The sequence below is a fragment of the Mucilaginibacter gossypii genome (assembly GCF_900100945.1).
Classification (GTDB): Bacteria; Bacteroidota; Bacteroidia; order Sphingobacteriales; family Sphingobacteriaceae; genus Mucilaginibacter; species Mucilaginibacter gossypii.
In genome coordinates this window covers 20,151-40,265 of sequence record NZ_FNCG01000021.1, presented here as the reverse complement: position 1 = coordinate 40,265, position 20,115 = coordinate 20,151, and the positions used below count along the sequence as shown (strand labels likewise).

Annotated in this window: 19 protein-coding genes; 15 read left to right on the top strand and 4 right to left on the bottom strand. The window is 43.8% G+C overall.

Annotated elements, in window-relative coordinates; genetic code table 11:
* Nucleotides 1-133: 133 nt before the first annotated feature.
* The 9 genes from BLS28_RS26850 to BLS28_RS26810 all read left to right on the top strand — a co-directional run bounded on the left by BLS28_RS26850 (nucleotide 134) and on the right by BLS28_RS26810 (nucleotide 10,478).
* Nucleotides 134-2,803: an alpha-L-rhamnosidase gene (locus BLS28_RS26850; protein ID WP_091175028.1), complete on the top strand. Its 2,670-nt coding sequence runs from the start codon at nucleotides 134-136 to the stop codon at nucleotides 2,801-2,803.
* Between the two features lie 136 nt (nucleotides 2,804-2,939).
* Nucleotides 2,940-3,584 (top strand): START domain-containing protein, encoded by a 645-nt coding sequence (locus tag BLS28_RS26845; protein ID WP_091175026.1) that lies wholly within the window; start codon nucleotides 2,940-2,942, stop codon nucleotides 3,582-3,584.
* Nucleotides 3,585-4,020: 436 nt separating this feature from the next.
* Entirely contained in the window at nucleotides 4,021-4,758 is a 738-nt protein-coding gene (locus BLS28_RS26840) for a (Fe-S)-binding protein (protein WP_091175024.1), read from the top strand.
* The gene (locus BLS28_RS26835; RefSeq protein WP_091175022.1) at nucleotides 4,758-6,143 is read left to right on the top strand and encodes a lactate utilization protein B; all 1,386 of its coding nucleotides are present in this window, start codon (nucleotides 4,758-4,760) and stop codon (nucleotides 6,141-6,143) included. Before BLS28_RS26840 ends, BLS28_RS26835 begins: the two co-directional genes overlap by 1 nt.
* A complete protein-coding gene (locus tag BLS28_RS26830; RefSeq protein WP_256337550.1) occupies nucleotides 6,143-6,736 on the top strand; it encodes a LutC/YkgG family protein in 594 nt (197 codons plus the stop codon). The genes BLS28_RS26835 and BLS28_RS26830 overlap by 1 nt, the downstream gene beginning before the upstream one ends.
* A gap of 248 nt (nucleotides 6,737-6,984) precedes the next feature.
* The gene (locus BLS28_RS26825) at nucleotides 6,985-7,722 is read left to right on the top strand and encodes an SDR family oxidoreductase (RefSeq protein WP_091175018.1); all 738 of its coding nucleotides are present in this window, start codon (nucleotides 6,985-6,987) and stop codon (nucleotides 7,720-7,722) included.
* Nucleotides 7,723-7,802: 80 nt separating this feature from the next.
* On the top strand, nucleotides 7,803-9,344 hold the full coding sequence (locus tag BLS28_RS26820) for an MDR family MFS transporter (RefSeq protein WP_091175015.1): 1,542 nt from the start codon (nucleotides 7,803-7,805) through the stop codon (nucleotides 9,342-9,344).
* A 27-nt stretch (nucleotides 9,345-9,371) separates the two neighbouring features.
* Entirely contained in the window at nucleotides 9,372-9,974 is a 603-nt protein-coding gene (locus BLS28_RS26815; protein WP_091175013.1) for a TetR/AcrR family transcriptional regulator, read from the top strand.
* Between the two features lie 114 nt (nucleotides 9,975-10,088).
* Complete coding sequence (locus tag BLS28_RS26810) at nucleotides 10,089-10,478, top strand: response regulator (protein WP_091175012.1); 390 nt, start codon at nucleotides 10,089-10,091, stop codon at nucleotides 10,476-10,478.
* 77 nt (nucleotides 10,479-10,555) lie between these two features.
* On the opposite strand, the gene BLS28_RS26805 is transcribed toward BLS28_RS26810, so the two are convergent.
* The gene (locus tag BLS28_RS26805; protein ID WP_256337548.1) at nucleotides 10,556-11,041 is read right to left on the bottom strand and encodes a DUF4268 domain-containing protein; all 486 of its coding nucleotides are present in this window, start codon (nucleotides 11,039-11,041) and stop codon (nucleotides 10,556-10,558) included.
* Between the two features lie 288 nt (nucleotides 11,042-11,329).
* Between BLS28_RS26805 and BLS28_RS26800 the strand changes: the two genes are divergently transcribed.
* A complete protein-coding gene (locus BLS28_RS26800) occupies nucleotides 11,330-11,617 on the top strand; it encodes a DUF3892 domain-containing protein (protein WP_091175009.1) in 288 nt (95 codons plus the stop codon).
* Nucleotides 11,618-11,673: 56 nt separating this feature from the next.
* Here BLS28_RS26800 and BLS28_RS26795 read toward each other — a convergent pair whose 3' ends face one another.
* Complete coding sequence (locus tag BLS28_RS26795) at nucleotides 11,674-12,030, bottom strand: nuclear transport factor 2 family protein (RefSeq protein WP_091175007.1); 357 nt, start codon at nucleotides 12,028-12,030, stop codon at nucleotides 11,674-11,676.
* Nucleotides 12,031-12,223: 193 nt separating this feature from the next.
* Between BLS28_RS26795 and BLS28_RS26790 the strand changes: the two genes are divergently transcribed.
* From BLS28_RS26790 to BLS28_RS26775, 4 genes are all read left to right on the top strand, one after another.
* A complete protein-coding gene (locus BLS28_RS26790; protein ID WP_091175004.1) occupies nucleotides 12,224-12,715 on the top strand; it encodes a hypothetical protein in 492 nt (163 codons plus the stop codon).
* Between the two features lie 159 nt (nucleotides 12,716-12,874).
* Complete coding sequence (locus tag BLS28_RS26785; protein ID WP_129571323.1) at nucleotides 12,875-13,219, top strand: hypothetical protein; 345 nt, start codon at nucleotides 12,875-12,877, stop codon at nucleotides 13,217-13,219.
* Nucleotides 13,220-13,328: 109 nt separating this feature from the next.
* Nucleotides 13,329-13,901, top strand: coding sequence for a Crp/Fnr family transcriptional regulator (locus tag BLS28_RS26780; protein ID WP_091174998.1), 573 nt, complete (start codon nucleotides 13,329-13,331; stop codon nucleotides 13,899-13,901).
* Nucleotides 13,902-13,973: 72 nt separating this feature from the next.
* A complete protein-coding gene (locus BLS28_RS26775; RefSeq protein ID WP_091174995.1) occupies nucleotides 13,974-14,411 on the top strand; it encodes a carboxymuconolactone decarboxylase family protein in 438 nt (145 codons plus the stop codon).
* A gap of 72 nt (nucleotides 14,412-14,483) precedes the next feature.
* On the opposite strand, the gene BLS28_RS26770 is transcribed toward BLS28_RS26775, so the two are convergent.
* The gene (locus BLS28_RS26770) at nucleotides 14,484-14,774 is read right to left on the bottom strand and encodes a YciI family protein (RefSeq protein ID WP_091174992.1); all 291 of its coding nucleotides are present in this window, start codon (nucleotides 14,772-14,774) and stop codon (nucleotides 14,484-14,486) included.
* Nucleotides 14,775-14,970: 196 nt separating this feature from the next.
* Nucleotides 14,971-16,926 carry a sialate O-acetylesterase gene (locus tag BLS28_RS26765; protein ID WP_091175178.1) on the bottom strand — a complete coding sequence of 652 codons (1,956 nt, stop codon included), beginning with the start codon at nucleotides 16,924-16,926 and terminating at the stop codon, nucleotides 14,971-14,973.
* 796 nt (nucleotides 16,927-17,722) lie between these two features.
* Between BLS28_RS26765 and katG the strand changes: the two genes are divergently transcribed.
* Nucleotides 17,723-19,999: a catalase/peroxidase HPI gene (gene katG, locus BLS28_RS26755; RefSeq protein ID WP_091174987.1), complete on the top strand. Its 2,277-nt coding sequence runs from the start codon at nucleotides 17,723-17,725 to the stop codon at nucleotides 19,997-19,999.
* Nucleotides 20,000-20,115 lie beyond the last annotated feature (116 nt).

Sequence of the window (20,115 nt, the reverse complement as noted above, 5' to 3'; positions counted from 1 at the left end):
AAAAAAATCAACGGTCAGAATCCCGGTTCAGACAGTTCAGGATGCCAATCCCAATCTATCCGGTTAATATTGTTGATTGTGACAATATATCATAGTCATTTGCCAATAACGTACAAACCGCTATCTTAACCACATGAAACACCCTTTATGTAAGCCATTGCTTAGCATTGCCTTATCATTTTGCTTTTATTCGGTAACACATGCCCAAACGCCTGGGGCTGCAGGTCTTAAATCGGAATATCTTGTAAACCCGATCGGGATCGACAATGCCCATCCCCGTTTAACCTGGTTGATGAATGATAAAGCCCAGGGGGCAGCTCAGAGTGCCTACCAGCTTTATGTAGGTACTGATTCGGCTGCTGTTTCAGCAAGCAACGGCAGCGCATGGGCTACATCCAAAATTGCTTCATCAAATAATCTTATTATTTATAGTGGTCAACAACTAAAACCTTTTACTAAGTATTTCTGGAAGGTCCAGCTTTGGGACCGGGCAGGTAAAAAACTTGCCCCATCAGCTATAAATAGTTTTGAAACCGGCATGATGGGCATGCAAAACTGGAAAGGCTCATGGATCAGCGATAATAAAGGGATAGCAGTAAACCCTGCCCCTTATTTTCGCAATACGTTTAAGATAATCAAGCAAATCCGCTCGGCAAGGGCTTATATTGCAGTTGCCGGTTTGTATGAACTTTATATCAACGGCAAAAAGATAGGCAATCACAGGCTCGACCCGATGTATACCCGGTTCGACAGGCGTACGCTTTATGTTTCTTATGACGTTACAACTCAATTGCAAAACGGTAAAAATGCAGTTGGTGTGTTACTGGGCAATGGCTGGTATAACCATCAAAGTACGGCTGTTTGGTTTTTTCACCAGGCACCATGGCGCGGTCACCCGACGTTTTGTATGGATTTGCGCATCACGTATACCGATGGTACGGTTGAAACCATAAAATCCGGCACCGACTGGAAAACTTCACTTAGCCCCATCGTTTTCAACAGCATTTATACCGCCGAACACTACGATGGGCGGTTAGAGCAGCCGGGCTGGAACACTGCCAACTTTGACGACAGCAAATGGAAGCCAGTCATTAACCGTTCGGCTCCATCTATGAACATAGTATCTCAGGCTATGCAGCCTATCCGTGCGGTTGATACTATCAGCACCAAAAGCATCACAAAACTCGACAGCGATGTTTGGGTTTTTGATATGGGTCGAAATATTTCGGGCATAAGCCAGATCACTGTTAAAGGTGATTCGGGCACGGTGATCCGTCTTAAACATGCAGAAAGATTGAACAAAAACGGACATGTTGATCAATCAAACATCGATCTGCATTACCGCCCTACTGATGATAAAGATCCATTCCAGACCGATATTTTCATTTTAGGCGGCAAGGGCGAAGAAACATTTTCGCCGCGTTTTAACTACAAAGGGTTTCAATATATCGAAGTAAGTAGCAACAAACCTATCCAAATTGGCAAAGAGAACATCAAAGCATTTTTTATGCACAGCGATGTAGAACCTATCGGTAGCGTTAAAGCATCCAATCAAACTATTAACCAAATCTGGACTGCTACCAACAATAGCTATTTGAGCAACCTTTTCGGCTACCCTACCGATTGCCCTCAGCGCGAAAAGAATGGCTGGACCGGCGATGCCCACATTGCCAGCGAAACCGGCCTCTATAATTTTGACGGCATCACTGTTTACGAAAAATGGCTGGCCGACCACCGCGATGAGCAGCAGCCCAACGGCGTACTCCCTTCAATTATCCCAACCGGCGGCTGGGGCTACGAGTGGGGTAACGGGCCCGACTGGACCAGCACCATCGCCATTATTCCGTACAATATTTATTTGTTCTATGGCGATAGCAAACTCCTCGCCGATAACTATACAGCCATTGAAAAATACGTGAACCATATTGATGAGCTTTATCCAACCGGTCTCACCACCTGGGGCCTGGGCGATTGGGTTCCGGTGAAATCAGTCTCGCCTGTTGAGCTTACCTCGTCTGTTTACTACTATACCGATGCCAGCATATTGGCCAAAGCAGCTAAAATATTAGGCAAACAAGGCGATTACGTAAAATATTCGGCACTGGCCAATAAGATCAAGAACGCTATTAACGCTAAATATTTGGATGCTACAACCGGCATTTACGGCAAAGGCTTACAAACAGAGCTAAGTGTACCGCTTTATTGGGGTGTTGTGCCCGAAAACATGAAAACTAAAGTAGCAGCTAACCTGGCCAAACGTGTTGAGGCAGATAATTTCCATTTAGATGTAGGAATCCTTGGGGCCAAAGCCATTTTAAGCGCTTTGAGCGATAATGGCTACCCGGATGTTGCTTACAAAATAGCATCGCAGGAAACCTTCCCTTCATGGGGCTGGTGGATGGTGAACGGCGCTACTACCCTGTATGAAAACTGGCAGATAGATGCCAAATCCGATATCTCCCTTAACCATATCATGTTTGGCGAAATTGGTGCATGGCTGTACAAAGGCATTGCGGGCCTCCACCCTGATCCTGAGCATCCGGGTTTTAAAAACGTGCTGCTTCAACCACACTTTGTACCAAACCTAAATGAGTTTACGGCTACTCATAAAGGGCCTTTTGGCAACATTGTTTCCTCATGGCAGCGTACTGGTAATGGTGTAACCTATAAAGTTACTGTGCCGGCTAATTCAACTGCTACAATCACCTTCCCTGCGGGTAAAGTTTATCTTGGCGGCAAAACAATTAACAACCCAGCGTTGTACAAGGTAAATGCAGGCAGCTATGTATTCGAGGTGAAATAATAAGCTGGAAATGCCATAGCACTTTCATATTTTAATATCTACGCATATCAAATGACCTTTAATTGACAGGCCGGGGCAACCCCGGCCTGTTTTTGTATATAAATTTGCCTCACCTTATTTACAGTCACTGATTATCATGCGCAGGATATTATCTATCGTATTCTTATTATTTGTTGCCAAGTTTGCCGTAGCTGGCCCGGAAGAGCCATGGTCATTAAGCACCGACAAGGAAGGCATCAGGGTTTACACCCGCCATATTGCAGATTCAAAAATCAAAGCCATAAAAGTTGAATGTACATTTAATGCTTCAGCAGCACAGTTGGTAGCTGTGCTAATGGATATCAAAACCTGCAGCGAGTGGGTTTACCATACCAAATCGGCTACTATTATTAAGCAGGTGTCTCCGTCAGATATTTATTATTACTCGGAGGTAAACATACCATGGCCGGTACACAACCGCGATTTTGTGGCTCATTTAAAAGTTACGCAAGATCCCAAAACCAAAATTGTTACCATCGACGCGCCGGTTATCTCAAATATGGTACCCGCGAAAGATGGCATCGTAAGAGTTGAAAACTCAACCGGCAGGTGGGTTATCACTCCCGTTGATAGCAATCATGTAAGTATCGTTTACACCCTGCACCTTGATCCGGGGGGCTCTGTACCTGCCTGGCTTATCAATATGTTTGCCGCACAAGGCCCTACCGAAAGTTTTAAAGGTTTAAAAAAACAATTGCAGAAACCGGCTTATAGGGATGTGAAGCTGGCATATGTGCAGTAGCCCCCCAGCCCCCTAAAGGGGGAGCGTTTAGCAACGAATTTATAATTGAAAACAAATTTCGCGTTAAGGATTGCAGCGGATACCCGCCTGTGACTAAAGCCTGCGCAGTATGAGCGGAAAGCCTGGCCGAATGCAACGCCCTAAATTCTGAACCGGGATTTTTAGGATTAAGAGATTTATTGGATTTTAATTGCGCCCTTTCAATTCACTCCACATTCAAAAATCCTGTCTTCCAAAAAATCCCCCAAATCCAGGTTCAGACAACTTGCAAATAAACGTCAGCATTTTGCAAATAAAATTGAAAACTCGTATCACACTTAGCTGTACTTTCGATGTTAGTATATAACCGTTTAATTTGCCGGCAGGATACCAAAGGATAGTTGTGCAAATTATAAACGTTAATATTGCTTTAACCAATAAAGTAAACGTGTAAACGATGAGAGTTGCCTTGTTTGTTCCTTGCTATGTTGACCAGTTTTACCCCAAAGCGGCTATTGCCACGCTGGAGTTACTGGAGAAACTTGGCTGTGAAGTCCACTACCCTAAAAATCAAACCTGCTGCGGACAGCCTATGGCCAATTCGGGCTATGAGCATTTAACCAGTGGCTGCAATAATTTATTTGTCGATAATTTTTCGGGATACGATTATATCGTTTGCCCTTCGGGGAGTTGCACCCTGCATATCAAAGAGCATTTATATGCCGATGGGAAAGAAGAACAGGCTACCGAGATCCGCAAAAAAGTTTATGAGCTTACTGAGTTTTTGGTTGATGTTTTAAAAGTAAAACAACTTTCGGCCAGTTTCCCTTACAAGGTTGGTTTACACCAGAGCTGCCATGGTTTGCGTGGTTTACGCATAGCCCAAATGAGTGAGCTTGTTGCCGAACCATTCAGCAAACCGGCCCAGTTACTGGATCTGGTGAATGGACTGGAACTGGTACCACTTAGCCGCCAGGATGATTGCTGCGGTTTTGGAGGAACGTTTTGTGTAGTCGAGGAGGCAGTGTCGGCCAAAATGGGGAAAGACCGTGTGGCCGATCACATATCGCACGGGGCACAGTACATCACCTCGGCCGATCTTTCGTGCCTGATGCACCTCGAAGGCATCCTGCGCCGTCAAAACAGCGATGTTAAAGTAATTCACGTAGCCGAAATTTTAAACCACAGCATGTAATGAGCACCGCAACTACCAAAGATCACCCGCATTTAGCTGCCGAATTTAACCGCGACGAGCCACGTGTAAACTGGCACGACGAAACCCTGTGGTGGGTACGTGCCAAACGGGACATTGCCGCTCATAAACTCCCCGAATGGGAACTGCTGCGCGAAACGGCATCACAAATAAAATTTAACGTACTCTCAAACCTGAGCACCTACCTGGAACAGTTTGAGGCTAACGCCATTAAAAATGGCATCATAGTACACTGGGCTGCAGACGCGGCTGAACATAACCAGATTGTACACAACCTGCTCGAGCAAAGGGGCATTACTAAAATGGTTAAAAGCAAGTCGATGCTTACCGAGGAATGCCATTTAAATGAATACCTGAAAGAACAGGGCATCGACGTAATTGACTCCGATCTCGGAGAGCGCATCGTACAGTTGGCCAATGAACCGCCAAGTCATATCGTACTGCCATGTATCCATAAAAAGAAAGAAGAAATAGGCGATATTTTCCACGAGCATTTAGGTTCGGCCAAAGGTGAATCAGACCCTAAAATATTGACTGAAACTGCCCGTCAACATTTACGCGAGGTGTTTTTAACCCGTCGCGCGGCGCTTACGGGGGTTAATTTTGCCGTGGCAGAAACCGGCGAGTTTGTGATTTGTACCAACGAGGGTAACGCCGACATGGGGGCGCACCTGGCTGAGATCCATATTGCGTCGATGGGTATTGAAAAGATCATCCCCGAAAGGAAGCATCTTGGTGTGTTTCTGCGCCTGCTTACCCGCAGCGCTACCGGCCAGCCAATTACTACTTACTCAAGCCATTTCAGCAAACCACAGGATGGTACCGAAATTCATATTGTTATTGTTGATAACGGGCGCAGCATTCAGTTGGGTCGCGAGGAGTTTCGCAATTCATTAAAATGTATCCGGTGCGGGGCTTGTATGAACACTTGTCCCGTTTACCGCAAAAGCGGCGGGCACAGCTACCATACTGCTGTCGCAGGGCCGATAGGCTCAATCCTCGCCCCTAACCTCGACATGAAAAAATATGCCGACCTGCCCTTTGCTTCTACTCTTTGCGGTTCGTGCAGCAATGTGTGCCCGGTTAAAATAGATATTCATGACCAGCTGTATAAATGGCGGCAGGTAATTGTTAAGGAAGGCTATTCGCCCAAAGCCAAAACTATGGCTATGAAGGCTATGGCTTTAACATTGGCCTCACCAACTTTATACCGTATGGGGGGAAAAACCGGTCGACTGGTGTTTAAATATGCCCCATTTGCGGTAAATAATAAATTAAATCCCTGGTACAACCAACGCGAAATGCCAAAAGCACCCGATGAATCGTTTGGCGAATGGTATGCCAAAAGGAAAGGAGCAAAAAACTAATGAGTCGCGAAAAGATATTAGCCGCTGTAAAATTTAATCAGCCGGCAGCAAACCCGCTGCCTGATATGGAAGTGCTGAATACCTTAACCGATGTTAGAACAGACCTTGTGTCAAAATACAAAACCATAGCTACAGCAGGCGGCAGCTTTGTTTATGAGGTTAGCGGCTTTGATGAGATCAAAACCATCATCAACAATGAATTTAAACCCGGTGTAAAAATCATATCTGCCCTTAACGAACTGAGCGATTACATTTATGCAGAAAACGTGAAACACGAAGACGGCCACAACTTTGCCGATGTGGAGCTAACCGTACTTAGTACTAAACTTGGTGTTGCCGAAAACGGGGCCCTCTGGCTTACTGAAAAGGATATGGGTAGCCGGGTGTTGCCATTTATTGCCCAGCATCTGGCGGTAGTGATCGGTAAAGATGATTTTGTACCTACCATGGCGCAAGCTTACAAGGTAATTGTCGATGCTGATTATGGCTATGGCTCGTTTATCTCCGGCCCTTCAAAAACAGCGGATATTGAGCAGTCATTAGTGATTGGTGCGCATGGGCCAAGGAGTTTATCGGTTTTTATACTTTCGTAAAAACCACTTAAAAGTTCATGCCATTGCGAGCGCAGCGCGGCAATCGCACGAAAGCATATCCGCCCTGTATAGCATGCGATTGCTTCGTCGTTCCTCCTCGCTATGACATTTTTTCTGCTCGTTACAAATGAGTGCAAATTTCTTCTATTCCTAAAAATCAACAATTTACAACAATGACAAATGAATGATACAAAAATATACCGATTGGTATATTTTTGTACTGTCAAAACTAAATGACACTCAACAACATGAAAATTTCACAAAATACAGTATTGATAACCGGCGGCAGCGCCGGAATAGGTTTTGAAATAGCTAAACAACTATCAGCTAAAAATAACCACGTAATTATTATAGGCCGCAACCAGGATCGCTTGGACAAAGCAGCCGCCCAATTACAAAATGTAACCGCTATTAAGGCCGATATCTCAAATGCAGATGATGTAGAGGCACTAACCGCAAAAGTGAAAAAAGATTTCCCTCAGCTAAATGTGGTGATCAATAACGCCGGTGCAGCTTCAATTAACGATCTGCTTACTACGCCCAACGTTTTTGAAAACGCACAAACTGAAATGTTTACCAACTATATTTCAGTAATCCGCCTTAACGAAAAACTGCTTCCGGTTTTACAGCAGCAAAGCGAAGCGGCTATCGTAAACGTATCATCAATAGTTGCCTTTTTGCCTGGCAAACAAACTGCTACCTACTCAGCAACTAAAGCCGCTCTGCACTCTTACACCATTTCATTGAGAGCTGCTTTAGAAGACACTAACATTAAAGTATTTGAGCTAATGCCTCCATTGGTCGATACCGAATTTTCGGCAGAAATTGGCGGACATAACGGTATCCCGGCGTCGCAGGTTGCTGATGAATTTGTAGCAGGCTTTGAAACCGACAACTTTGAGATCCGCGTTGGTGGTACCGAACCATTCTACCGTCTGTTCCTGTCAAACCCAGCCGAAGCTTTAAAAGCTCTGCACCAGAGATAATTTCTGGTTTAGTTTTTTTGTCATAAAAAATACCGATTGGTATTTTTTATGACAATTATTAGTTTCTAACTCATACTTCAATGAAAAAAAGCATCCTAATCATTACCGTTATAGCAGCCGCTATTATGGAACTGATAGATACCTCAATAGTAAATGTTGCCCTTTCGCATATGAGCGGTAACCTTGGCGCCACGCTCGAAGATACTTCCTGGGTGATAACCGCCTACGCTATAGCGAATATCATCGTAATCCCGATGACCAGCTTTTTAACCACCAAGCTTGGCCGTCGTAATTATTATATCGGTTCAATCATCGCGTTTACTTTCTTTTCGGCCATGTGTGGACTATCGTCAAACATATGGACACTGGTTGCTTTTCGCTTTTTACAGGGCATTGGCGGTGGCGCGCTGTTATCAGTATCTCAAGCCATTGTGTTTGAAGTTTATGGTAAAGACCGCGTAGGTATAGCCAGCGCGCTATTTGGCGTAGGTGTATTTCTAGGTCCAACCATCGGCCCTACCCTGGGTGGGTTCATTACCGAAAATTATAGCTGGCCATGGATCTTTTACATCAACATCCCAATCGGTATTGCTGTAACCATATCAAGTTTATTGCTGGTTACCGAACCGGAGATCAAAGCCAAAGTAAAAAGTGTGGACTGGTGGGGCATCCTTCTGCTGATTATAGGCATCGGCTCGCTTCAAACTGTATTAGAACGCGGTGAAACTGACGACTGGTTTGCCGCCGGTTACATTATAGTGCTTACTATAATAGCCATTATAAGTCTTAGTACTTTCATTTGGTGGGAGCTTACAACCCCTAACCCGGTTATTGATCTACGGGTACTGAGAAGCAAGTCGCTCGCTGTAGCGGCTATACTGACATTTGTAACCGGGTTTGGCTTGTTTACGTCTGTATTCCTCACACCTGTGCTTGCCCAAAGAGTGCTCCTGTTCCCGCCAACTATTACGGGGCTTATTCTGTTGCCAGGCGCGGTACTGGCCATTGTGGGCTTGTTATTTTCGGCCACATTGTTAAAAAAAGGTGTATCTCCGTTGATCATCATTACTGCGGGGTTCGTTATCTTCATCAGCTTTACCTGGCAAATGTCGCACATGAATCTGGAGGCAGCGCCTGGTGATTTGGTTGGCCCACTAATTTACCGTGCCATGGGTATTGCCTTATTAACCGTACCCCTTACCGCTTTAGCAGTATCGGGGCTCGAACCTAAAGACATTCCACAGGGAACTGCTTTAAATAATATGATGCGGCAGTTAGGTGGTTCATTTGGTATCGCCGTAATTAATACATATGTAGCCCAACGTTTCGGATTACACCGCAATGACCTGTTATCCAATATCAATATTTTCAATGATCAAACTACAGCAAGGATCGCCAAGCTTAGCAACTATTTCAGCAGCCGGGGTTTTTCATCATTTGACGCTCATAAAAAGGCCATTGCGGTTATTGATAATACCATTAACAGGCAATCATTTTTATTAAGTTACCTGGATGCCTACCTACTTTCGGGTTTGATATTTTTACTGGCTATGCCGCTCTTATTCCTTGTTATCAACCGTAAAAAACAAGCCCGGGCTGTTGTTATCATAAATGACCACTAATTAAATACCAATTGGTATATTTGTAATATGGAAAACGAATTGTCAAAAGCCGAACGTACACGTCAATTCATTATTGAGCGTACCTCACCCGTGTTCAATAAAAGGGGGTATGCCGGCACATCCCTTTCCGACCTTACCGAAGCTACCGGACTAACCAAAGGCAGTATTTACGGTAATTTTAAAAACAAGGAAGAAGTAGCTGCCGAAGTATTTGAATACAACTCGGGCAAGGTGCGCAAGCAGATCCAGGAACGGATTCAGCGGGCCACCAGCTATCATGATAAATTATTGGTTTATGCCCAGGTATACCACAGTTTTACCCGGGGTGATTTTATTCCCGGTGGTTGCCCTATCCTGAATACCGCTGTTGATGCCGACGATACTAACCCATTATTGAAAGATAAAGCTGCCAGGGCAGTGATCCGCTGGAAAACGGGTATTGAAAACCTCATTAAGGCAGGCATTGAAGCAGGGGAACTGAAGCCTGATATTAATACTACAGAAACGGCCTTAAGCATGATAGCGCTTATTGAGGGCGGTATCATGATCTCAAAAGTGACAGATTCTCCTGCAAATTTGGATATCATTTTGGCATCTGTTCATAACCTCGTAGATAACCTGAAGCTGTAAATAATAACTATATCTTAGAGCTACAGGTTGTTACTTGATTGTTACAATAATTGGATATAACTTTGAAAACAAAAGAAACGCTCCCCGTGTTATCTTCTTTACCAATTATTAATTATGTCGAAAAAGATCTTGATCCTTGATGATAGCGAGGATATTTTGGAAGTGATGAAAGATGCTCTGGAAATGGAGCACTATGAAGTTGAGGTACTGAATTATACTGATGACATATGCAAGGCGGCGCTATCAGCCAATGCCGACCTTGTGATTTTGGATTACATTTTATTCGGTATAAACGGTGGTGAACTTTGCCATATGCTAAAAACCAACCCTGCGACTGCGCACATCCCGGTGGTGATGGTATCGGCTTATCCGCGTGTGCTGGAATCCTTAGGCAATTATGGCTCCGATGCTTTTATTGCCAAGCCTTTTAACCTGAGCGACGTTATTGACACGGTTAACCATTGCTTTTTAACGGCCGGCGATGATGTGGCTCATATGGCCTGAGATTTTCTGCTTGAGGATTTTAAACTTACGAAGTTTTGAAAACTTCGTAAGTTTTCCTCTCCGCTCTATTTCATACTTTATCTAAACAAATCAAAACTATACTGCGCTACGCTCCAAAACTCATCAAGCGCAATGATGCGGGGTTTAAAAAAAGAAATCAATGCAGGCCAGTCTTCCTGCTTAAATACGCTTACATGGGGTAGGGTTTTAATAACGCGGCTCACTGTTTTACCATACTCATCGGTAGTATGCAAATCCCAGTCCCATTCCTCCTCAAGCTGGCTGCTCAGGACATTCTTTAGCTCAACAAACTGATCAAACATCAATTGCTGGATATCAGCATCGGGATGGTTCATTTCAATGGCTATAAAAGCAGATTTTTTATCAGCCTCCATTTTAAAATACAGATACTTGATACCTGTTTTATAGTTAACCCAGTTAGTGCGCAGGCCATCGGCCGAAAGCTGGGGCTTGAGGTATTGCCCAAACGCTGTCCAGAACGCCTGTTTTAGTTGAGTTGCCTGTTCTTTTGAGTACAATTTACCGGGATTGGTGAGGGGCAAAAGTAAGGTTTTTAAAATAAACCGTCATCCTGAGTTTGAAACAGGGTGAACGTTGAAGGCGATATAACAAAGGAAGGGCTGTCAGTCTGAGCCTGTCGAAGACTCGTGCGCAGAGGCCTTGCCCACCATGCTTCGACAGGCTACCCATGACACCCAATTTTAATCTTTTCGCATGTGACCTTCGAAAGACGCACGCTGACACCCCAAGCATAACGCTTTTAATGACTTTCTTCTAACCTTCTTATTACTTATTAAACCCTATCTTTACCCATACCACACTAATATTTTATGGCAAGCTACCAGGTAAACTGTATTGACAAACCCAAAGCATCAAGCACACACGAGCAAATAACCCACATCGGTTATTATGAATCATTAGACCGGCCAAGGGTAGTGATTTCCGTTGCCGAAGCCATAGCCCGTATCGAAGTCAACAGCCAGGCTTTTTATGTAAGCACCGAAAGAGGCAAAACCTATCTTACCGTAGTAAAACCCGAAAACGGTGGCAAAAAACATCTCCAATCTCTAATTGACAGGGCCGGTATCGATAACCTGCTGACGCTCGAAGAAGTTTAGATAGCAACGGTTAAAACCTTTCTCCTTTAACCTTTTCCCTTTCGCCTCAAAAAAATCTATTCCTTTTTATCAACAATGTACGAAGTAACCCTTTTCACCTTATCATTTTCCAGCTCATAAAAATCGGCATAGTACATAGCCATGTCTTTGCCATCTTTGTCTTTGCATTGAACAAGACCGTCAACAGCAGCTGTATTACCCTCTACTACAATATGATCTTTGGTTGATGAAACCATTTTTACATCTTCCATTCCGCCTAAAAATTGCTCCACTTCATTCTTCCCGTTCATAATAGTTACGGATGAGCCTTTCATAGTCCATTTTACGTCATCGGCAAAAAAACTTAGGATCTTTTCAACGTCATTATTATCAAACGCGTCGATAACATGCTGTACAATTTCTTTAGTTGCCATGATAGTTTGATTTTGTTTAAGATAAAGTTAAGCCTAATATGGCCTGGCGAAGAGGGGCAAAAATGCCATTATCGGGGTGCTATATGACTTATATGATTCAAAAAGTACAATTCTTCAATTGATATTATTCCATTGCAAATAACCTTCAAATCATTTCTATTATTTATATTGCCTCAAGATAACCAACCTTAACATGATCAATAAACAGCCGGTAGTTCAAAGCCCCAATACCTTCCTGAAAACTATATCAATAATCCACCTCGCTCTGATAGCCGGACAAATTATGTTTGCCGCAGTAACTTTCATGATAACTAACAAAACCACTACTGGGCAGCGCGATAACGTGTTTATTTATGTTGTACCCATAATGGCCTTTACTGGTCTTGCCGTAAGCAACATATTATTTAAAACAATGGTGAGCAAAATTGACGGCCAAAGTCCGTTGAAGACTAAACTCGCTGCTTATCAATCTGCATTGATCGTGAGGTTTGCTTTATTAGAGGGGCCTTCCCTTTTTGCTATTGTGAGCTTCATGCTAACCGGCAACCTGATTTTTTTGGGCATATCCGGAGCTATCATAGCCTACTTTATTTATCTGCGCCCGACAAAGCAAAAAATTGAAGATGATTTAAATTTAGGGTATGAGGAAAAGGCAGAACTTGATGGTACAGGTAAAGTTTATTGATGATGTATTAGACAAATGAGATCCAAGTTCAAATTTTGGCCTAAATTCCTTATACTGATGTGCCTGTTTTTGAGCTGCCTGATGTTTATTTATGTTTTCATTAATTTCGATATTCTTTTTGCTCACGGTAAGCCCCTTCATTTCCTAATATTTCCTTATATGATATTTAACTGGACTATCTGTAGTTTGATAGGGCATCAACTAAATCATAAAGCACATAAAATCATTATTAATGGTGACACGGTAATCAGGGTCCGCAACTTTGGATTTGGTTTGAAGAAAGTTTATAAAACAAGTGATATTGAAGGATTTTTGACCTATTCGATATCTGGCAAGAAAAATGCGAACGAATATCTATACCTGATTGCAGGCGATGAAAAGGTAGCGAAACTATCAACCTATTACCACCAAAACTATCAAGAACTAAAGCTGTCTATAGTTCAGCATCAGATCGAAAATTTGGCGAACGAACGTTGGACGATTTGGAAACATCTCACTGCATAATCAATTGGGGCTTTAATATAAATAACATTTATTTTGCCGGAGATATAACTCTAATTGGCCAATTCAATCTAATTCGAGAGATTTGTGTCGATCAACTCAAGCCTGATATATGTATCCCGAACTCATCAACCACATTAAAAGATACGTCCAGTTATCTGAGGCCGATGAGACAACCATTTGCCGGCATTTTGAGCCTAAGAACTTTAAAAAGAAGGAATTCATCTTAGAACCCGGCAAACTTTGTGCTGGTAACTATTTTGTAACCAAAGGCCTGGTGAGGCAATACTTTGTTAATAACAAGCTCAATGAGCAGATCATCCAGTTCGGTTTGGAAAACTGGTGGATAGCCGATCAAGACAGTCTTCTTAATCACCAGCCCGCCACAACCTATATCCAAGCCATTGAGGCTTCAGAAATGCTGTTGCTTACCGAAAAGAACCGTATAGCATTATTTGAAGCGGTTCCACAGATGGAAAGCTATTTCCGCGTCATGATGCAAAAAGCCTTTGTTGCATCGCAACGGCGTATTGGATACATTTTTAATCAAAACGACGAGGAGCGTTACCGGCATTTCACCAGCCTTTTTCCGGCCTTTGTACAGCGGGTACCCCAATATATGCTTGCTTCCTATTTAGGCTTCACCCCACAATTTTTGAGCAGGTTAAGGGCTAAAAAAATCTGATTTTCTTAAACTCAGTTCATTTTTTTAGGGCGTGTTTATCCCCAACTTTGTATTAACAAAAAAGAAAAAAACATGAACCGCTTAAAAATAAACACCGCCGAACCAGCTGGATACAGGGCCATGATTGCCCTTGAAAAATACATTGAAAGCACCGAGTTAACCACCCGTCATAAAGACCTGATCAAGATCCGCGCTTCACAAATTAATGGCTGTGCTTACTGCGTGGATATGCACACTACAGATGCACGCAAAGCCGGCGAAACCGAACGCCGCATCTATAACATCAACGTTTGGCACGAATCACCTTTTTTTGATGAGCAGGAACGCGCTATCCTGGCCCTTACCGAAGAAGTAACACTGATCACTGGCCGCGTATCTGACGAAACCTATAAAAAAGCTGTTGAGTTGTTTGACGAAAAATATTTAGCGCAAGTAATTATGGCTATCATCACCATTAATGCCTGGAACCGCATTGGTGTAACTACCCAACTTCAGCCACCGCTTAATTAATCCTTTTAATTTTGTTGTTTTGATTTTAAGTCGCCTGCGTAGTACCGGGCGGCTTTGTTGTTAAATTAATAACTAATCTGCGCCCGAGGCCATCATTAACGCCACTTCATAAGTGCCTAAAACATTGGCCGGGTCGTTAGCTATAATTTCGCCGACCTGGGCTTCGTCATCAACAGCCAAAATCCCGAGACCATAAACGCCTTTCGGATCGAAAACCGGGCCAAAGATAAGCACCAGGCCTTCTTTCATTTTCCCTTTCAGATATTCGGAATGAGCTTGCATAATAACGCGTTCGTCATCGGTCATATCGTTAGGAAACGTTGGGCGGTTACCCACCAGCTTTATTACGAAATGCTTTTTCATCCTAATAAATTTAATAATTATTACTGAATGATGCAGCTGCGGGTGGTATCATGTGGTTGATAGTAAGATAAACTCCATCAGGGTAATATTTGATCCGAGGCCATTGTTATAACTGACAGAGCGGTTGAAGACTTACGAAGCTTTAAAAGCTTCGTAAGTCTGGATTTTAGAAGATGGTTACGTTGTATTATGTTAATTACTTCCTTTCCCAATTATCCGTACGGAAAGGCGAAGCTGGTAATCCAACGCCATTGTACAACGTACTTACCGGGTTATTGGCCCAGGCGTACCTTACGGCAACGGGGTTTGTAACATCCGGGCTGCCCACAATAACCTTATCACCTTTTATAACTGCGGTAGCCCAATGAAACTTCATATCCTCACCGGCTATGGCAAAACCCTGCATATTGTCGCCTCCCTGCGCTTTTAAACCGCCATCGGTATAATTAAAGCTTAATTCAATTTTATCACCATCAATTTTTTGTGATTTGTACATCGGCCCGGAATAGGGCTGTTTTTTATGATAGGTTTTATCAAGCGCGACCAATGCCAGCCTGCGGCCCACTTCCTGCTTATTTTTAGGATGGATATTATCGGCCTCACCAAGATCAATAGCTACGACCATGCCGGTGTTAGGCAGTTCAAGTGTTTGGGTTTGAGCTTCTCGTAATTCGGCCCAGCCGGAAGGAACAGGTTCGGTATCACGTTTTTGCCAGTTAGCTAATTGTACAAAGTAAAACGGAAAATTGCCTTCGTTCCAAATGTTACGCCAGCCGTTTATCATGCCCTCAAACAATTCTTTATACTGGCCCGACCTGCCTGTATTGGCTTCGCCCTGGTACCAGATAGCGCCACGGATAGCCATAGGTGTAAGCGGATTAATCATCGCATTATACAACACAGCCAAACGGTTCGGGTTATTGGCAACAGGCATTGGCGGCAGGCTTTTTATATTAAAACCTACTTTATAATCCCAGTTACCGGCTAAGGAGATCTTTTCGCCCGATGCTGATACCAACTGCATTTCGTCGGCGCCATACAGGCCGCCACCACCACCGCTGTCAAAAACCCGCACGGTGATCACCGACTCCCCGGCCTTAACCTTTGGAGCAGGAATAATGTAATTACGCGACTGTGTGTAACCATCCGTAGCGCCTATCTTTTCACCGTTAAAAAATGTTATTTCATTATCATCTATCTTACCCAGGCTAATCTTTACATCCTGCCCGGCCCAGGCTGCAGGAATGGTGATCTTTTTTCGGAACCAAACAACGCCATCGAAATCTCCTAAAGCGCCTTTTTCAAAAAACTGGGGCAGCAGCATGCTCCGCCAGCCGGCGGTATCAGGATTAAACGCATTATTATTGGTATACCCCAAATCGGCAGCGGCGGCAAGTTTGTTCCAAGCATCCATTTTTTGTGCAAAGGTTAATGGCGTTTCTGTTTTAGCAGATTCCTGCTGCTGCTTGATCTGTGCGCTGAAAACCGGGTTATTAGTAAGCGTGTTTTCATCGCTCCAGGCTTCGATCATAGTACCACCCCAATTTGAACTGATGAGGCCGATAGGAATTTTAACCCGTTTATTGATCTCCCTGGCAAAAAAATATGCTACCGACGAAAATTCGCCGATAGTTTGAGGCGAGCATACCATCCAGCCGTTATTGGCAACTTTTATATTAGTTTGCTGGGTAAGGCTCGTTGCCTGCGATACCTGTAACAAACGGATCTCCGGATAATTTGCGTTGGCTATTTCTTCTTTATAATTATTTACCTGGCCCCAACCGGCCACGGGCATTTCCATGTTCGACTGGCCGGAGCAAATCCACACCTCCCCTATCAATACATTATTTAAAACTACGGGCTCGCTACCATCAGTTATAGTAACCTGGTACGGCCCTCCGTACGACGGCGTCTTGATCTTCGTTTTCCAGTTACCATCAGCATCGGCAATGGTTGTGTAGGTTTTGTTGTTCCATGACGAGGTAATGGATACCGTTTTACCGGCATCGGCCGTGCCCCATATACCAGCCATGGTTTTTTGCTGCAAAACCATGTTATCACTAAAAACACCCGGCATGATCACTTTGGCAAATGCACCGGCATTAAGCAATAAGCTTCCGATTAGTATGGATAAACACTTTTTGAGGTTCATTAATTTAGATTTAATACTATAGTTTTTGATGAATTGACTGGCCCTAAAGTTAAGTGCTGTAATTGACAAATTAAAAACCGTCCTGGCAACATTTAACAAACAATTCAATTCTGTAAGGCTATGAACGCAGCATATAAAATACCTAAAAAGCGATTTGCATTTATAAGTTTCGAAGAATAATGTGAGAAAGCGCCTGGATAAAATAAGTTGGCCCGGAAGGGGAATAAACAATGTGCTATCCCTGGCTAACACATTGTTTTTTAACTAAAACTGTATTTTACAATGAAAATACCCATTAAAGAACTATCGGGAATATCGTTAGGCAGCATTAAACGCTGCCTGCTATGTTTAAATTATACCGTAAATTTTTCAGCAAAAAACATCGTTAAACCAATCAACCGGACACAGCCGTTAACATCTTCATATTTCAAGAAGACGAATTTGATAGGGTTATTGTTACAGGATGGGATATTTTTTTCAATACTGATAAGTTTAGGGTTGATGCAAAACTAAACATTTCGTTAATAAAAAGATTAAGAAGGATGTAAAAAAGGTGTTTTTTACCTATTAATTAATATAAAGGTTATAAATTACTGTTACCGGCCCATGCAATTTGGCGGATATAACCGCATCTTTTTACCTCTTTAAAAGCCCGGCCATCATTAACCACGTTATAGCTTTTAGCTATCCGCTTATAGAATTAATTGATTGTGATTGTTGCTATTAACATCCTACTTTTATAAAACTTAATACCCAACGACGGTTTAAGCAGTCTATTCAATTTATAACTATAATTATGGAAAACGGATCAAATGACATCAGTAAATGCCCGTTTCACAACGGTACAATGAAGCACAACGTTGGCGGCGGCGGTACACGCAACCAAAATTGGTGGCCTAATCAGTTAAAGCTTAATATCCTTCGGCAGAATTCTTCATTATCAAACCCTATGGATGAAGATTTCAATTATGCTGAAGCCTTTAAAAGCCTCGACCTTGAAGCTGTAAAAAAAGACCTACACGCGCTTATGACCGATTCGCAGGATTGGTGGCCGGCAGATTTTGGCCATTATGGCGGCTTGTTTATCCGCATGGCCTGGCACAGTGCCGGCACCTATCGCGTAGGTGATGGCCGCGGAGGTGCCGGAGCAGGTTTACAACGTTTTGCCCCGCTCAACAGCTGGCCCGATAATGTGAGCCTTGATAAAGCCCGCAGGCTGCTTTGGCCCATTAAACAAAAATATGGCCGCAAAATTTCGTGGGCCGATCTGATGATCCTTGCCGGAAATATAGCGCTTGAATCAATGGGGTTTAAAACTTTTGGCTTTGCCGGTGGCCGTGAAGATGCCTGGGAAGCAGATGAATCTGTTTACTGGGGTTCAGAAACTACCTGGCTTGGCGGCGATGTGCGTTATGCACATGGCTCACCGGGTGTGAAGGAAGGTGATGGTGTACTGGTATCAGACGATGATGCTGATGGCGATGTTCATACACGGAACCTCGAAAAACCGCTTGCAGCCGTGCAAATGGGCCTAATTTATGTAAACCCCGAAGGCCCCGATGGCAATCCCGATCCTATCATGGCAGCTAAAGATATCCGGGATACCTTCGGCCGGATGGCGATGAATGACGAAGAAACCGTTGCGCTAATTGCAGGCGGCCACACTTTTGGCAAAACCCATGGTGCTGCATCTGCAGATAACGTAGGTAAAGAGCCTGAAGCTTCTGACATTGAATCGCAGGGCTTTGGCTGGCAGAATCGTTACGGCTCTGGGAAAGGAGCAGATACTATTACCAGTGGCCTGGAAGTAATCTGGACCACAACCCCTACCAAATGGAGCAATAACTTTTTCGAAAACCTGTTTGGCTTTGAGTGGGAACTAACTAAAAGCCCTGCAGGTGCTCACCAATGGGTAGCTAAAAACGCAGAAGCTATCATCCCCGATGCTTATGATGCTTCGAAAAAGCATTTACCAACCATGCTCACCACCGATCTTTCTTTAAGATTTGATCCTGCATATGAAAAGATATCAAGGCGATTCCTGGAAAACCCCGATCAGTTTGCTGATGCTTTTGCACGCGCATGGTATAAATTAACACACCGCGATATGGGCCCAAGAGCGCGTTACCTTGGTGCCGATGTGCCTGAAGAGGTACTACTTTGGCAAGACCCTATCCCCGCTGCTGATTATGCACCGATAGTTGAAAGTGACATTGTTGCTTTAAAGGGAAAGATCTTGGCATCAGGCTTAAGTGTACCTGAGTTGGTTTCAACAGCATGGGCTTCTGCTTCTACCTTCCGCGGTACTGATAAACGCGGTGGTATAAACGGTGGCCGCATTCGGCTGGCCCCGCAAAGGTACTGGCAGGTAAACAACCCTACCCAGTTGCAAAAAGTATTGAGCGTGCTTGAAGGCATCCAAAAAGAGTTTAACGGTGCTCAAACCGATGGTAAGAAAGTCTCACTGGCCGATCTGATTGCGCTGGCAGGAAGTGCTGCCGTTGAAAAAGCAGCGAAAGATGGGGGTCATAACATCACCGTTCCGTTCACTCCGGGCCGAACCGATGCTTCGCAGGAAGAAACCGATGTAGAATCATTTGGCTATCTTGAACCGGCAGCCGATGGCTTCCGCAACTACCGCAGGTCAAAATTTGCCGTATCAACCGAAGAATTGCTGATTGATAAAGCGCACCTACTCACCCTGACCGCTCCTGAGTTAACCGTATTGTTAGGTGGTCTGCGTGTATTGAACATTAATTTTGACGGATCGAAACATGGTGTATTCACCGCGCGCGAAGGTGTGCTTAGCAACGATTTTTTTGTAAACCTACTTGATATGGGCACTGCATGGAAAGCTACGGCTGCCGATAGAGAACTTTACGAAGGCAGCGACCGTACTACCGGTACAGTAAAATGGACAGCAACCCGTGCCGATCTGGTGCTGGGCTCCAACGCTGAATTAAGAGCTATTGCCGAAGTATACGGAAGTGCCGACGGACAAGACAAATTTGTAAAAGATTTTGTAGCTGCCTGGACCAAGGTGATGAACCTTGACAGGTTTGATCTGGCTTAATATCAAAGTGATGCTGTAAACAAATACAGTGTTGGAAAAAAAATGGGTGTCATGTTAAGCCTGTCGAAGCATGGCGGGTAGGGCCTCTGCGCACGTCCTTCGACAAGCTCAGGATG

Excerpts from the sequence above, each read along its gene's own strand:
- BLS28_RS26820 (WP_091175015.1), top strand. The coding sequence starts at position 7,803 with ATGAAAAAAAGCATCCTAATCATTACCGTTATAGCAGCCGCTATTATG.
- BLS28_RS26795 (WP_091175007.1), bottom strand. The coding sequence starts at position 12,030 with ATGGCAACTAAAGAAATTGTACAGCATGTTATCGACGCGTTTGATAAT.
- BLS28_RS26790 (WP_091175004.1), top strand. The coding sequence starts at position 12,224 with ATGATCAATAAACAGCCGGTAGTTCAAAGCCCCAATACCTTCCTGAAA.
- BLS28_RS26825 (WP_091175018.1), top strand. The coding sequence starts at position 6,985 with ATGAAAATTTCACAAAATACAGTATTGATAACCGGCGGCAGCGCCGGA.
- BLS28_RS26770 (WP_091174992.1), bottom strand. The coding sequence starts at position 14,774 with ATGAAAAAGCATTTCGTAATAAAGCTGGTGGGTAACCGCCCAACGTTT.
- BLS28_RS26775 (WP_091174995.1), top strand. The coding sequence starts at position 13,974 with ATGAACCGCTTAAAAATAAACACCGCCGAACCAGCTGGATACAGGGCC.
- BLS28_RS26835 (WP_091175022.1), top strand. The coding sequence starts at position 4,758 with ATGAGCACCGCAACTACCAAAGATCACCCGCATTTAGCTGCCGAATTT.
- BLS28_RS26785 (WP_129571323.1), top strand. The coding sequence starts at position 12,875 with ATGATATTTAACTGGACTATCTGTAGTTTGATAGGGCATCAACTAAAT.
- BLS28_RS26840 (WP_091175024.1), top strand. The coding sequence starts at position 4,021 with ATGAGAGTTGCCTTGTTTGTTCCTTGCTATGTTGACCAGTTTTACCCC.
- BLS28_RS26850 (WP_091175028.1), top strand. The coding sequence starts at position 134 with ATGAAACACCCTTTATGTAAGCCATTGCTTAGCATTGCCTTATCATTT.
- BLS28_RS26830 (WP_256337550.1), top strand. The coding sequence starts at position 6,143 with ATGAGTCGCGAAAAGATATTAGCCGCTGTAAAATTTAATCAGCCGGCA.
- BLS28_RS26780 (WP_091174998.1), top strand. The coding sequence starts at position 13,329 with ATGTATCCCGAACTCATCAACCACATTAAAAGATACGTCCAGTTATCT.
- BLS28_RS26810 (WP_091175012.1), top strand. The coding sequence starts at position 10,089 with ATGTCGAAAAAGATCTTGATCCTTGATGATAGCGAGGATATTTTGGAA.
- katG (WP_091174987.1), top strand. The coding sequence starts at position 17,723 with ATGGAAAACGGATCAAATGACATCAGTAAATGCCCGTTTCACAACGGT.
- BLS28_RS26765 (WP_091175178.1), bottom strand. The coding sequence starts at position 16,926 with ATGAACCTCAAAAAGTGTTTATCCATACTAATCGGAAGCTTATTGCTT.
- BLS28_RS26845 (WP_091175026.1), top strand. The coding sequence starts at position 2,940 with ATGCGCAGGATATTATCTATCGTATTCTTATTATTTGTTGCCAAGTTT.
- BLS28_RS26815 (WP_091175013.1), top strand. The coding sequence starts at position 9,372 with ATGGAAAACGAATTGTCAAAAGCCGAACGTACACGTCAATTCATTATT.
- BLS28_RS26800 (WP_091175009.1), top strand. The coding sequence starts at position 11,330 with ATGGCAAGCTACCAGGTAAACTGTATTGACAAACCCAAAGCATCAAGC.